Here is a 12,481-nt window from a genome sequence, read left to right as displayed (position 1 = left end):
ATGACATTAAGCCGGATCGTCATGGCTACTCAAGTGCGGCGATCAATATTGCTGACGAGTTTGCGCCGGGGGATGGCTGCGCTGTGAGCGGTAGAGGCTGGTGCGGACTGTGTGAAGCGCGCGCCCAGAGACGGACTATTTCTTTCCGATATGCTGGGTCAGGCTGGTCTTCAGTTTGAGTAATTCTTTTTCCAGCGCGACGAAATCCTGTTCGCTATAAGCAGTAAAACGTTTTTCTCCATTGGCGACTACTTGCGGAAACACATCATCAAAAACGGCTTCTCCTGCCGGACTTAATTTAATAAAAAGTTGACGACGATCTTCGCCATTACGTTCGCGCTGAATCAAGCCTTTTTGTTCAAGACGATCAAGCACGCCGGTTAGCGTTCCTTTAGTAATCAGGGTTTTTTCACCGAGCTCTCTGCAGCTCATGCCTGCGGTGTTGCCGAGTGTGGCGATGATGTCGAACTGGGAATGCGTTAATCCGAACTGACGAACATTCAGTGCCGAAGAATGTTCAAACGCCTGCATGCATTCAGCCAGTAGTCGTATGCTACGCAGAAAACGTTTACCCATAAAATCAATTCGAGAAGAGTGTTGGTTGACCGGACCTGTTTCGGCCCGGTCAAAGTGCCTGCGATGTTGCTATGCTGCCTTGAAATTAGTCAGCTTTGATGGCTTCAACCTGGATCGACAATTTGACTTCTGGTGCGAAGCCATAAGCGATGCCGTAGTTCAGACCAAAGTCTGTGCGCTTGAATTCTGCTGTCGCATCAGCGCCGCAGACTTCTTTTTTCAGCATCGGATGCTGAACGCATTTGAATTTGTTGATCGTCAATGTCAAAGGCTTGGTCACGCCCAGTAAAGTGAAGTCGCCTTGTACTGATACAGGTGTATCACCGTTGAACTTGATGGATGTACCTTTGTAGGTCGCTGTAGGGAATTGAGCGACATTGAACAGGTCTTTGGACTTGGCATGATCATTCATTTTTTCATGACCAAAATTGATCGATGTTGTATCGATGGTGATGTCGACAGTGCCAGTTTTTGCCGCACGATCCAGCGTGATTTTGCCGCTGTTTTTGTCGAACTTGCCGCGCCATACAGACAGGCCGCCGAAATGATCTGCTTCAAAACTTGGGTAGGTGTGGTTAGGATCAATGGTGTAGCTTTGTGCGAACACCGGAGCAGCGCTCAGAAGTAAAGCGGCAGCGATAACTTGACGTAATTTCATGGTGGAGTCCTTGTTGGTTTGGATGTGATTCAATTGGTTTTATTGCGTTACAACGTGAAACTTAATAACTACTTCATCGGCAACCATGCCGGTGTCTTTCCATTCGCCTTCGCCAATATTGAAAGCAAGGCGTTTAATCGGGAGGCTGCCATCAAATACCTGGCCGCTTCCTTCTTTCTTGACGGTCAGAGGGAAAGTCACATCAAGGACGCGTCCTTTGATCGTGAGTTTGCCGCTAACATCTAATTTGCCGGCAGCGCTTTGCTTCATCGCAGTGGAAACAAAGCTGGCTTTCGGAAATTGTGCTGTATTGAACCATTCTTTTTTCAAGACTTCCTGGTTGTATTGAGGATCGCCGAGATCAAAACTTGTGAGGTCGATTTCGACACTGGCCTTGGAGGCTTCTGGTTTGGCCGCGTCGTAATCAATGTTGGCGCTGAATTTTTTAAACTTCGCATCAACCGGTACGTTCATTTGTTTAAAAATGATGGTGACGGCGCTTTTTGCTGTGTCGAGTTTGACCAGTGCGGCATAGGCAGGAATAGCAATGGCAGTCGCCAGCGCAAGGATCACTGCTGCTGTGCCCGATCTTGATCCTGATATCGATCCCGATGCTGCCGAATTGCGTGTGAATAATGATTTAGTGGTGAACATACTGTTCCTTTTTAATTAGGATAAATGACATCGGATAAAGTTATCGGCCAGGCAGCATGCGTTGCAGCAGGCCGTCTTTGTCGATGAAATGATGCTTGAGCGCCGCGACCACATGCAGTATCACAAGCACCAATAACACATTGGTGAGCAGCTCATGCAGTTCTTTTAATACGGGCTTTAATTCAGGATTGGGACCAATAATCGTAGGTAGTTGTATCAGACCCAGATATACCACGGGATACCCCGCAGCAGACGTGTAGAAGTAGCCTGACAGCGGTACGGCAAACATCAATAGATACAGCACGCCATGCGTCAGGCTTGCTATTTTTTTCTGCCATTCGGGCATGCTGTTAGGATAGGTGGGTGCCTGGCTCAGCAAGCGTGTCAGCAAGCGCAAGGCAACCAGCCCGAGCACGGTTACGCCCAGCCATTTGTGCCAGGAGTAGTATTGCAATTTAGTTGGACTGATTTTCATATCGGTCATGATGGTGCCCAGCGTAAAGGCAGCAGCAATCAAAAGCGCAATCAGCCAGTGAAACGCAATGCTTGCTAACGGGTAGCGTTGTGGTGTGGGCATGACGACTCCTGTCAAAATAGGTTGTGATGAAACTAATTAATTAAATAGTGATTCCATATTAATTAGTTCGCATTAGAACTAATATAGCAAAAAAAGTTCAAGTTTGCAGAGACTGCCCAAAACAAGGTTTTAGAATAGTGTGCTTACTTGAACTTTTCCAGGGGAATTTCAGCTTTTCCCCTGCGACTTTCTGCGGTAAAAATACGGCTTGCCTGACTTATTTTATTGAGCCAGGCCAGTCGCGCAATCTTTAAATTGCCTTGGCTAACTTCGCCGCGATGCCGATGTAATTAGCAGGCGTCATCGCCAGCAACAAATCTTTGGCATCTTGTGGAATTGCCAGGCCAGAGACGAATTCACGCAGAGCGTCTTTTGAGATGCCTTTGCCGCGTGTCAGTTCTTTTAACTGTTCATACGGATTTTCTACGCCATAGCGACGCATCACGGTTTGTACCGGTTCTGCCAGCACTTCCCATGTCGCATCGAGATCTGCCGCCAGACGTTCAGGATTAGTTTCCAGCTTGTTCAGACCGCGCAGGCAGCTATCATAAGCGAGCAAGGTGTAACCGAGCGCAACACCGATATTGCGCAAAACGGTAGAGTCCGTCAGATCGCGCTGCCAGCGGGAGACCGGCAATTTTTCAGATAAATGTTTGAGCAGGGCGTTAGCCAGACCAAGATTGCCTTCGGAGTTTTCGAAGTCGATCGGGTTAACTTTATGCGGCATGGTCGAGGAACCGATTTCACCTGCCTTGGTTTTTTGTTTGAAATAACCGACTGAAATATAACCCCAGATATCGCGGTTGAGATCGAGCAAGATGGTATTGGCGCGGGCAAAGGCGTCGAACATTTCTGCCATATAGTCATGCGGTTCAATCTGGATCGTATAGGGGTTGTAGGTCAGGCCCAGACGCTGTTCGATCACGGCTTTGGAGAAGCTTTCCCAGTCATGCTGTGGGTAGGCGGACAAGTGCGCATTGTAGTTGCCGACGGCACCATTCATCTTGCCGAGGATTTCTACCTGAGCGATACGCTGTGCGGCACGTTGCAGACGGGCGACGACGTTCGCCATCTCTTTACCCAAGGTGGTCGGACTGGCTGCCTGGCCGTGTGTACGTGACAGCATGGGAACGTCTGCATTGTTATGAGCGAGTTCGGTCAGGCGAGCGATGAGGTTTTGCAGCGCTGGCAGCATGACGCCGTCACGTGCATTTTTCAGCATCATGCCGTGCGAGGTATTGTTGATGTCTTCGGAAGTGCAGGCAAAATGAATAAACTCTGCAGCTGATTTCAACTCTTCTGTGATCGCCGCGTCAATGGCTAACTGGCGCGCCGGTAAATGTCCGTAACTGTCTGGCAGAGGCAAGCCGACGGATTCTTTCAGCCAGTATTCGACTGCTTTGACGTCATGGTTGGTGACGGCTTCGATCGATTTGATCCGCGCTGCGTCGTCTTCAGAAAAGTCGCTGACGATTTTATCTAGCAAGGCATTTGCGGCGGATGAAAAAGGGGTGATCTCGGCAAAGCCTGCCTGAGATAACGCTTGCAACCAAGACACCTCAACTTTAACGCGGTGATGCATAAAACCGGCTTCGGACAAAGTAGAGCGCAATGCATTAACTTTGCTGGCGTAGCGGCCATCGAGCGGGGACAGTGCTGAGAGAGTAGAGAGTGTCATGATGTACGGGCAGTGATAAGTGGAAAAAAGAGTAGCAAAAAACAGAGGATCAGCGCAAAAACTGCTAAAGCGATGAAGCAGTCTCTCGCTATACCCAGCGCATTAGCGTCGTTGCCGCACCAGCGCCTGACAATTTTGCGGCAATTATGATAAATAGTTAAATTGCGCAAAATACAACAAAATGTGCAAGTTCCCGATATAATCTGAAACAGCGATTCGAATGGTAAAACGAGGTATTTCTGGCAGATTTATTCTGTTTTTTGCGTGGAATATACGATTTTACCATTAGCCAGCCTCGCTTACACCTGTTCTGGAGCAAGACCGGAAACGGGTTTTACAGGTGGCGATGCTATAATTCGGACGAATAAATCCACAAAGTGCCTATGAAACTGATCGGTTCCCTCGCAAGTCCTTATGTAAGAAAAGTCCGCGTCGTTATGGCGGAAAAGAAGCTTGACTACAGCTTAGTGTTAGAAGATGTCTGGGTGCCAGACACCACAATCCAGCAGTCCAACCCTCTGGGTAAAGTCCCATGCCTGTTAATGGAAGATGGCGGTGCCATGTTCGATTCTCGCGTGATTGTCGAGTACCTGGATACTTTAACCCCGGTTGGCAAACTGATCCCAGTAAATGGCCGCGAGCGCGCAGAAGTCAAATGCTGGGAAGCTCTGGCAGATGGCGTGGCCGATGCGGCTATTTTGATCCGTCTGGAGCGAAATCAACGTCCCGAAGCACAGCAAAGTGCTGCCTGGATAGCGCGCCAGATGAGCAAGGTCACTGAAGGCTTGAAAGCTATGTCCAGCGGTTTGGGCGATACGGCTTTTTGCTCTGGCACGCATTTGACACTGGCGGACGTCAGCGTCGCCTGTACCCTGGATTGGTTATCTTTCCGCTTCCCTGAAATTGAGTGGCGTGGCGACTATCCAAATTTAGCGAAATTGCTCGATAAATTGTCTGAGCGTCCGTCGTTCAAAGACACGGTTCCTCAATAAACAATGCCGGCAATAAGGTGATCTCAGTAATCACTTTGTTTGGTTATTCTGCTGATTGCTTTGCTGCGTAAGCACTGAGTTAAGACAGATGGTAAAAAAGGGATGCAAGCTTATTGGCTTGCATCCCTTTTATTTTGAACTCGCTCTTATGGATTAAATCCGTCAATTAATTAATTAATTAAATTAAATTAAATTAAATTCAAATTGATTAATTAAAACAAGTTCGAACGGATTCTAGTCATTTGAATGAGTTCAAATGATTTCCCTCCGCTACTCGTTATCCAGCATTTGCGCTTGCAAATAGTTTTGCAGACCGATTTTTTCGATTAAGTCGAGCTGCGTTTCCAGCCAGTCGATATGTTCTTCGGTATCGTCGAGTATCAATTGAAACAAATCGCGTGATACGTAGTCACCGGCAGCCTCGCAGGTCGCAATGCCTTCTTTTACGGTTTTTTGCGCAGCACTTTCCAGTTTTAAATCGCAATGCAGCATTTCCGGCGTATCTTCGCCGATCATCAGCTTGTGCAGAGCCTGCAGATTAGGCAGACCGCCCAGCATCAGGATGCGGTCGATCAGTTTGTCGGCATGCTTCATTTCGCCGATGGATTCCTGATATTCCTTTTTAGCTATTTTCTCAAAGCCCCAATGCTTGTACATACGTGCATGCAGAAAGTATTGATTGATCGCACTTAACTCATTTGTGAGCTGCGCATTGAGTAACTTGATTACTTTTGCGTCACCTTTCATGGGAACCTCGGATATGTTGTGGGAAGACTAATGTTCTAGTATAGATGCGGTGGGAGGATATGGGAAATGAAAACCAAACAAAATTGCCTAAGTACCGTTTTACCGGTTACTCAGGCGCGATGTAAGTGATTAATGAGTGATAGGTCTGATGCGTCTGTCAGCTATTCAACGAAAAACTGATCGTTGCTGTCGCCAGCATCATTAAGGGGCGACCGTCTTCAATATGCGGCTTAAACAGGGCGCGCAGAATGGCGATTCGGGCTGCTTCATCGAGGCGATTCGAGCCAGACGACTTTTGGATTTCTACTTTTTCTGCACGGCCTTTTTCATTGACGAGTACGCGTAAGGTAACTTTTCCTTCTTCACCCATACGGCGTGACAGCGGCGGATAGTCTGCTTGTGGAGGCTGAATGTACTCGACCCCCGTGACCAGCTTTGGCGTCGCGACCTGATGGACCGGAGCCTGTACTGGCGGCGTGTTCTCCGCTAAGGCGGCGATTGGCTGCGTCACTGGCGGTGTACTGCTGACCTGGATATTCGCCGTATTGACGACAGGTACGGCAATTTCGGGTGTCGGGACAAATACCGTTGGTGCATTGTTCAGTTTGGGCAGGCTAACACTTGGCTTGACGACCGGAGGCGGTTCAGAGATCTGTACCATACTGACCATGATTTCTTTAGGAATAATTTGTACAGCTTTAACCAGCAATCCATTGGCCAATGCATAGATCAGTGCGATATGCGCGAGCACGATACCCAGGATCGGTAATAAGCGTGTGGTCCGGCGAGCAGAGAACGCCGGGTAATCAAGACTTAATTTAGCGGGACTTAACATGGCAGGACTCAGAACGATATTCATACTCATGCTGCCAGCGCATTATTTTGAAAATGAGGCGTAGCGGGCTGGCGTTGAAAAGTCATTGGCGTTACCGATGCCATGACTGCGTGATGAGCGCTTTGGCTAGCGTTCTGGCATTCGCGCAGAATGCTGCGTGCACAGCTAGCACATTTGCCGCAGCAGGTGCCGACGTCGAGGTGAGTGCGCAAGTCTGCCATCGTGTTTAAACCCGATGCGACCGCATGACGCAGTTTTTTTTCTGAGACATTATTGCAAACACAGACAATCATGCTATTCCTCTAAATCAATTTAATAAGGCCCTGTTCAGGCTGATTTCGCTAATTCACTTCATCCGCTCAATCCGCTTGGTCACGTACTAACGACTACCTGAGACCAGGCGCTCAAACAGACTGACTCGCCCTTGCCGCGATAGGCTGTGCTCGACCAAGATTGCCCACTGCTCGGATAATTGCAGGCATGTTGCTTTGAGTACAGGCCCTAACTCAGGCAGTTCGGCTAAAATTTTCAAGTGCCGTTCAATCACGGAAGCGAGTTTTAAACAAGCACCGTCATCTTTATTTTGTCCTGTGCTGACGGTGTAATGCGACATCAGATGCAGGACCGCTGAAACTAATAATTCTGGTTGATTCGCTTTGGCGGGCGTTTCAAAAAACTCCGGATTCGTGCTAAGCATCAAACTCTCCTGGTGGGTGTCTGGCTCGCTTCGCATGAATTCCGCTTTGCTGGCTACAGTATTCAATCAAACACAATTCTGATGATTCCCTGGTTTGCCGGGATTACCGGCTACGCAGTGAGGATTAATTTATTCAGTTGCGTAACGCGTAGGCGATAAATTTTTCCCTCATGATCAATCTCAACCTCACGCATTTCACGCATCAGTTCCCGACTTTTCAGGCGCGGTATCTGTTTCCCGTCGATGGCCATTTTGTCAGTCATGCTGATCGATGTCAGTGGGGTAGCGCTGTCTGTGGACGTGCTTGCAGTCTTTTCCTGACTGGAAAATTCCGACATCAATTCAGCCATATCTACCTCTTAAATATTAATGAGAACAATTCTTATTTAGATTATTGTGCAAAATCTTTTGCTTTGCAAGCTTTTTTTGATCAAATTATGGGTAGGCGTCTGTGTATCAGCCAGGGCGAAATAGGAATGCCCGATATAGCGCAACTGATCTTAGGAATAAATCTAGGGCGTGGCCGCGCTGCTTATCTCCTGATCTGTCGTTCCAGGCGCTTGTTTTGGCAGTTGGTCGGAAAGCGATATAAGGAGTTTTGAGCACGCAGTATGATTTCTACATGGCCTGATGGAGATAATTCAGGCGCCATTAATTCATTTGCGGAGAATCTTATGCGTCATCCATTAATGTTTGTTACGGCAATCAGTCTGTGCTGTTTAGGCTTGTTAAGTGCGCCAATGGCAAGCTGGGCGGGTTCAGGTGATGCCTCGTCAACGGCCTCAATTAACATCAGTATCAGTAAAGAGCTGCTATCAAAGAATGTGCAGATCGAAAACCGGAAAAGCGATCTGACCTACGCTCTAGTACGCACGGCTGCCGGTGCTGATTCTATTTTTTACTGCGCGTCGGCTGAGATCCGCAGTGTGGATAAGCTGAGATCGGGGCGCAGTGCGGATTTTTTATGGTTTAAGCAAAATGGCAAAAGTTATTTGATTCAGGATGGCACTTTGATCGGCAAGGCGAATGAGGCGCTCAAAGAGCTGGATCAGACCAGTCGTCAGATGAACCAACTTGGGCTGGAAATGGGAGCCGATGGCGTCAGCATGGGAGCGCTAGGGATTAAGATGGCAGCCACTGTATTCCAAAGCGAGACCGCCAAAAAAATGGATGCGCTAGGTAAAAAAATGGACGAAATGGGCAGGCAGATGGACGAGCGTGGCAAGAAGATGGATGCGTTGGGTAAGCAACAAGAAGCCAGCGCACTCAGTGCAGAACCGGTCATACGCAGTATTTTGCAAGAGGCAGTCAGTGCTGGTAAAGCGACCGCTATATAACAGCAGCGCTACCTATGCCGAAGAGTAATTTCTACTACCGGTAGTATCGAGATCGCGGACAAGCAATGACGGCATTATCGGATGCAATGTTTGTCCGCGATTGTTTAAGGATTCATTGGTTTCGGTGTATTACCCATCATCTCGCCCATGCGGACAGGACCGGCAGCTTGCCACGCAGGGTTGAAATCCACCGTGTTTTCTGGGAATAGCAGAACGACGGTCGAGCCTAATAAGAAGCGCCCCATTTCTTCGCCTTTTTTAAGAACGATAGCCTGGTCCTTGTAGTGCCATTCCCGGATTTGCCTAGTGCGCGGCGGATTGACAATGCCATGCCAGACGGTCGCCATACTGCCGACGATCGTCGCACCCACCAGTGTCAGTACAAACGGGCCGTTCGCTGACTCAAACACACAAACGACGCGCTCATTACGCGCAAATAAGCCTGGAACACCACGAGCGGTAGTCGGATTGACGGAGAACAGATCACCGGGAACATAGATCATTCTGGTCAGGCGACCATCACATGGCATGTGAATACGGTGGTAATCACGCGGACTCAGATAAATGGTCGCAAAACTGCCTTTATGAAAGTAGGCTGCCAGTTCCTTATCGCCGCCGACTAAGGCAGTAACAGAATAATCATGTCCCTTCGCCTGAAAGATCTGACCTTGCGCAACCGGGCCAAACTGGCTGATCGCGCCATCAACGGGACAGACCATATCGGCGCTCGCTAATGGACGGGCATCCGGGCGCAGTGCGCGCGTAAAGAATTCATTGAAGCTGGCATAGCTGGCGATGTCCGGATTAGCGGCCTCGTTCATATCGACCTGATATTTACCGACGAACCAGCGTATGAGTTTGGTCGTCAGATGACCTGCTTTAGCATCAGCAATCAGGCTGCCAAATTCAGTCAGTGCCTTTTTCGGCATTAAGTATTGGGGTAATACAGCGAGGCGATCAGACACGATAAATCAATCCAATTAAAGAAGTGCAAGGATTATAGCGGTGACTGAGCGGAATGTGAGCGTAATCCGGGGTTAACCCGGATTTTCTATTAGGCCTCTATCACTTTGTGGAAAACCTAAGCGGCATAAGATAATTGAAGGAGCAACGCCATCGCTATTTACGTGTAAGCGCTACAGCGGCTGATGCGCGCAATCAATGCTTTACGATGAATGTCTTGCTGAGTGTCGTACGCTGAATGTCACACGTTTGTATTAGATCTGCTGCATGATGTTGCCAAGGCCTTGATGGGCATCGATAGCCGCTGATCGGGAGTGCATCACCATGTAACCTATGTACATATGTTTTGGCTAATTGGTTTTTAGCTAAAATCTATTGGATATTTAAAATTCATAGTGATATGCTTCGACTCAATGTGACTAAACAGGATTGTTTTAGCCACTCTTTACACCACCATTCAGGAGAAAGTTATGAAAACTGTAGGTCAAAAACTCGACGCGTTCAGCGTACCAGCAGCCAAGCCAGGTTTTAATCATCATGAGGAAAACGGCGTATCCGCTTTCGAAACAATCACTGAAGCCTCTTTCCCGGGTAAATGGAAAATCATTTACTTCTATCCAAAAGATTTCACTTTCGTTTGCCCGACCGAAATCGTTGAATTCGCTAAATTGACAAAAGATTTCGCCGATCGCGACGCTATTTTGATGGGCGGCTCTACCGACAATGAATTCTGCAAATTGGCATGGCGCCGTGAACACAAAGATCTGGACAAGCTGAATCACCACGCGTTCGGTGATGCTACAGGCTCTTTGGTTGATATGTTGGGTGTACGTGATGTGAACGCAGGCGTGGCTTTGCGTGCGACTTTCATCGTTGATCCAGACAATGTCATTCAACACGTTTCGGTGAACAATCTGAACGTCGGCCGTAACCCGACAGAAATCTTGCGTATTCTGGATGGTTTGCAAACAGATGAACTGTGCCCATGCAATCGCACCGTTGGTGGTTCTACACTGTAAATTTGACGCGGACATTGTGTTATGTCCAGATCAATGACGAAAACCCGCCTCGGCGGGTTTTAAAATCACGAAATGATAGGTAAATACTATGGAATTCTTAAATTCAATTAAAGACCTTATTCCTGATTATGCGAAAGATATCCGTCTGAATATCGATGGCACGATTGCTCGCTCTAGTCTCGAAGGCAATGATGCCGTCGGTGTTGCGCTGGCTGCGGCATTCGCTGCAAAAAGTAAGGTCATCATCGATGCAATCAAAGGTAGCGGCGCGATCTCGACCGAAGAAATTCATGCGGCCTTAACGGCATCCGCTTTGATGGGGATGAATAATGTCTGGTATCCGTTCGTTGAAATGGCAGACGATGCCGATCTCAAAACCCAGGCGGCGCAATTACGCATGAATGCGTACGCGACAAACGGTGGTGTTGATAAGCGGCGTTTTGAAATGTATGCGCTTGCCGCATCGATCGTTGGTAAATGCCATTTCTGTGTGAAATCGCATTTTGAATTGTTGAAAAAAGAAGGAATGTCGACCGTGCAGTTGCGTGATGTTGGCCGTATCGCTGCGGTGGTCAATGCGGCAGCACAGGTGATCGCTGCAGAATAATTGTTCTTTGTTTCTTTCTGCAAAAGTATGTAAAAACGGCAGCCAGTGAGGCTGCCGTTTTGCTTGCTACGCCCGAGATTCAACCTTCAACCTTCACATTCAACATGTCAGACGCTGGGTGAATGACTTCTTGCATGTCTTTTACTTATCACCACCACGGCTGCCAATGTTCAGGAAAGGAATCGCGCCACCGGTGGTTGTCGGTAAGCGACCATCCCACTTCTCTATCGCTTTTGCCTGATTCTCAGTCTCGCGCAAACGTAGTAATTCTGGCGTCACCTGCTGACGTTGCAGAGCTAAGGCTTCTGCTTCAGCGCGGGCGCGGGAGATTTTTTGTTTCGCTTCGACTTCGATTCTTTGCAGGTCGCGTTCCGCTTTCATCTTCAATTGATCTGCTGTTGTCTTCGCCTCGATCGCTTCGTTAAAGGTTTTGCTAAAGTTGAAATTGACGATGGAGAATTCATCGACGACCAGACCGTGGCGGGCCATCCGTTCGCGTAATGCGAGGATGATTTCATCACGGACTTGTGAGCGGCGTGAGATCAGCTCTTCGGCAGTGAAGCGTGCGGTAACGGCTTTCACCGCTTCTTGCACGCTAGGGATAATGATGCGCTCACCTGCCTCATTACCGAGGTCGCGATACACTGATACGACAGCGTCCGGACGGATGTGATAATTGATCGCAATCTTGGTGTGTACCGTTTGCAAATCTTTGGAAGCGGCATCGCCGTCGCCTTCGCCTTTCTGGATCGCGACAGAGACACGGTGCATGCTTTGTGCTATCGGCCAGACGAAGTGAATACCCTCGCTATACACTTCGTCCGACGGTTTGCCGAAGGTCGTCAATACCCCGCGATAACCTGCCGGGATCGTGGCGAAAGGTGAGAGCGAAAACAGCAGGATGAGAGCAATGACCAGCGCAATAATTTTGGGCAGCTTTTGTGCAAGCATGATGGGTTTACCTTGTTGTTTGAATGAAAACAAGGCAAGTGTAGTAGCTGGCTGGTGTTTGTGCCAGTGAAATCCTGCGGTAATCGGTGATGGAATTCACCATCACGCTGATGCAGATTTATGCCGGTATTGCTCGGCACGGACGACATCCAACACATCGCAACATCGATGCGTCAGCGCGAATCATGTG

At 48.5% G+C, this 12,481-nt stretch carries 16 protein-coding genes; 4 read left to right on the top strand and 12 right to left on the bottom strand.

The genetic code is table 11. The features are described 5' to 3' along the window. Positions 1 to 135: 135 nt before the first annotated feature. The 5 genes from ACO0K3_RS05710 to purB all read right to left on the bottom strand — a co-directional run bounded on the left by ACO0K3_RS05710 (position 136) and on the right by purB (position 4,143). Positions 136 to 576, bottom strand: coding sequence for a MarR family winged helix-turn-helix transcriptional regulator (locus ACO0K3_RS05710; protein ID WP_422982734.1), 441 nt, complete (start codon positions 574 to 576; stop codon positions 136 to 138). 85 nt (positions 577 to 661) lie between these two features. Next, positions 662 to 1,234 carry a YceI family protein gene (locus tag ACO0K3_RS05705; RefSeq protein ID WP_422982732.1) on the bottom strand — a complete coding sequence of 191 codons (573 nt, stop codon included), beginning with the start codon at positions 1,232 to 1,234 and terminating at the stop codon, positions 662 to 664. 39 nt (positions 1,235 to 1,273) lie between these two features. Then, positions 1,274 to 1,888, bottom strand: coding sequence for a YceI family protein (locus ACO0K3_RS05700; protein ID WP_422982730.1), 615 nt, complete (start codon positions 1,886 to 1,888; stop codon positions 1,274 to 1,276). Between the two features lie 40 nt (positions 1,889 to 1,928). Next, positions 1,929 to 2,465, bottom strand: a complete 537-nt coding sequence (locus ACO0K3_RS05695) for a cytochrome b (RefSeq protein ID WP_422982728.1) — start codon at positions 2,463 to 2,465, stop codon at positions 1,929 to 1,931. 250 nt (positions 2,466 to 2,715) lie between these two features. Further along, positions 2,716 to 4,143, bottom strand: coding sequence for an adenylosuccinate lyase (purB, locus tag ACO0K3_RS05690; protein ID WP_422982726.1), 1,428 nt, complete (start codon positions 4,141 to 4,143; stop codon positions 2,716 to 2,718). A gap of 383 nt (positions 4,144 to 4,526) precedes the next feature. On the opposite strand from purB, the gene ACO0K3_RS05685 reads away from it, so the two are divergent. Continuing rightward, positions 4,527 to 5,135: a glutathione S-transferase N-terminal domain-containing protein gene (locus tag ACO0K3_RS05685; RefSeq protein WP_422982724.1), complete on the top strand. Its 609-nt coding sequence runs from the start codon at positions 4,527 to 4,529 to the stop codon at positions 5,133 to 5,135. Positions 5,136 to 5,405: 270 nt separating this feature from the next. Here ACO0K3_RS05685 and bfr read toward each other — a convergent pair whose 3' ends face one another. The 5 genes from bfr to hemP form a co-directional block, all read right to left on the bottom strand. Next, complete coding sequence (gene bfr / locus ACO0K3_RS05680) at positions 5,406 to 5,882, bottom strand: bacterioferritin (protein ID WP_422955581.1); 477 nt, start codon at positions 5,880 to 5,882, stop codon at positions 5,406 to 5,408. A gap of 157 nt (positions 5,883 to 6,039) precedes the next feature. Continuing rightward, on the bottom strand, positions 6,040 to 6,747 hold the full coding sequence (locus tag ACO0K3_RS05675) for a TonB family protein (RefSeq protein WP_422982722.1): 708 nt from the start codon (positions 6,745 to 6,747) through the stop codon (positions 6,040 to 6,042). Continuing rightward, entirely contained in the window at positions 6,744 to 7,010 is a 267-nt protein-coding gene (locus ACO0K3_RS05670; RefSeq protein ID WP_422982720.1) for a (2Fe-2S)-binding protein, read from the bottom strand. Before ACO0K3_RS05670 ends, ACO0K3_RS05675 begins: the two co-directional genes overlap by 4 nt. Before the next feature lie 86 nt (positions 7,011 to 7,096). Next, a complete protein-coding gene (locus tag ACO0K3_RS05665) occupies positions 7,097 to 7,414 on the bottom strand; it encodes a hypothetical protein (RefSeq protein ID WP_422982718.1) in 318 nt (105 codons plus the stop codon). A gap of 110 nt (positions 7,415 to 7,524) precedes the next feature. Continuing rightward, the gene (gene hemP / locus ACO0K3_RS05660; protein ID WP_422982716.1) at positions 7,525 to 7,764 is read right to left on the bottom strand and encodes a hemin uptake protein HemP; all 240 of its coding nucleotides are present in this window, start codon (positions 7,762 to 7,764) and stop codon (positions 7,525 to 7,527) included. A 324-nt stretch (positions 7,765 to 8,088) separates the two neighbouring features. Here hemP and ACO0K3_RS05655 point away from each other — a divergent pair, with 324 nt between their 5' ends. Beyond that, the gene (locus ACO0K3_RS05655) at positions 8,089 to 8,751 is read left to right on the top strand and encodes a hypothetical protein (RefSeq protein WP_422982714.1); all 663 of its coding nucleotides are present in this window, start codon (positions 8,089 to 8,091) and stop codon (positions 8,749 to 8,751) included. 104 nt (positions 8,752 to 8,855) lie between these two features. Here the strand turns inward: ACO0K3_RS05655 and asd are convergent, their stop codons facing one another. Continuing rightward, the gene (gene asd / locus ACO0K3_RS05650; RefSeq protein ID WP_422982712.1) at positions 8,856 to 9,716 is read right to left on the bottom strand and encodes an archaetidylserine decarboxylase; all 861 of its coding nucleotides are present in this window, start codon (positions 9,714 to 9,716) and stop codon (positions 8,856 to 8,858) included. 468 nt (positions 9,717 to 10,184) lie between these two features. Between asd and ACO0K3_RS05645 the strand changes: the two genes are divergently transcribed. Beyond that, a complete protein-coding gene (locus ACO0K3_RS05645) occupies positions 10,185 to 10,733 on the top strand; it encodes a peroxiredoxin (RefSeq protein WP_422961032.1) in 549 nt (182 codons plus the stop codon). 88 nt (positions 10,734 to 10,821) lie between these two features. After that, a complete protein-coding gene (locus ACO0K3_RS05640) occupies positions 10,822 to 11,340 on the top strand; it encodes a carboxymuconolactone decarboxylase family protein (protein WP_422982710.1) in 519 nt (172 codons plus the stop codon). 141 nt (positions 11,341 to 11,481) lie between these two features. Here ACO0K3_RS05640 and ACO0K3_RS05635 read toward each other — a convergent pair whose 3' ends face one another. Continuing rightward, positions 11,482 to 12,291, bottom strand: a complete 810-nt coding sequence (locus tag ACO0K3_RS05635) for a prohibitin family protein (RefSeq protein ID WP_422982708.1) — start codon at positions 12,289 to 12,291, stop codon at positions 11,482 to 11,484. Positions 12,292 to 12,481: the final 190 nt, after the last annotated feature.

This window comes from Undibacterium sp. Rencai35W, assembly GCF_049340185.1.
Classification (GTDB): Bacteria; Pseudomonadota; Gammaproteobacteria; order Burkholderiales; family Burkholderiaceae_D; genus Undibacterium.
This window is presented reverse-complemented; position numbering and strand designations above follow the sequence as displayed.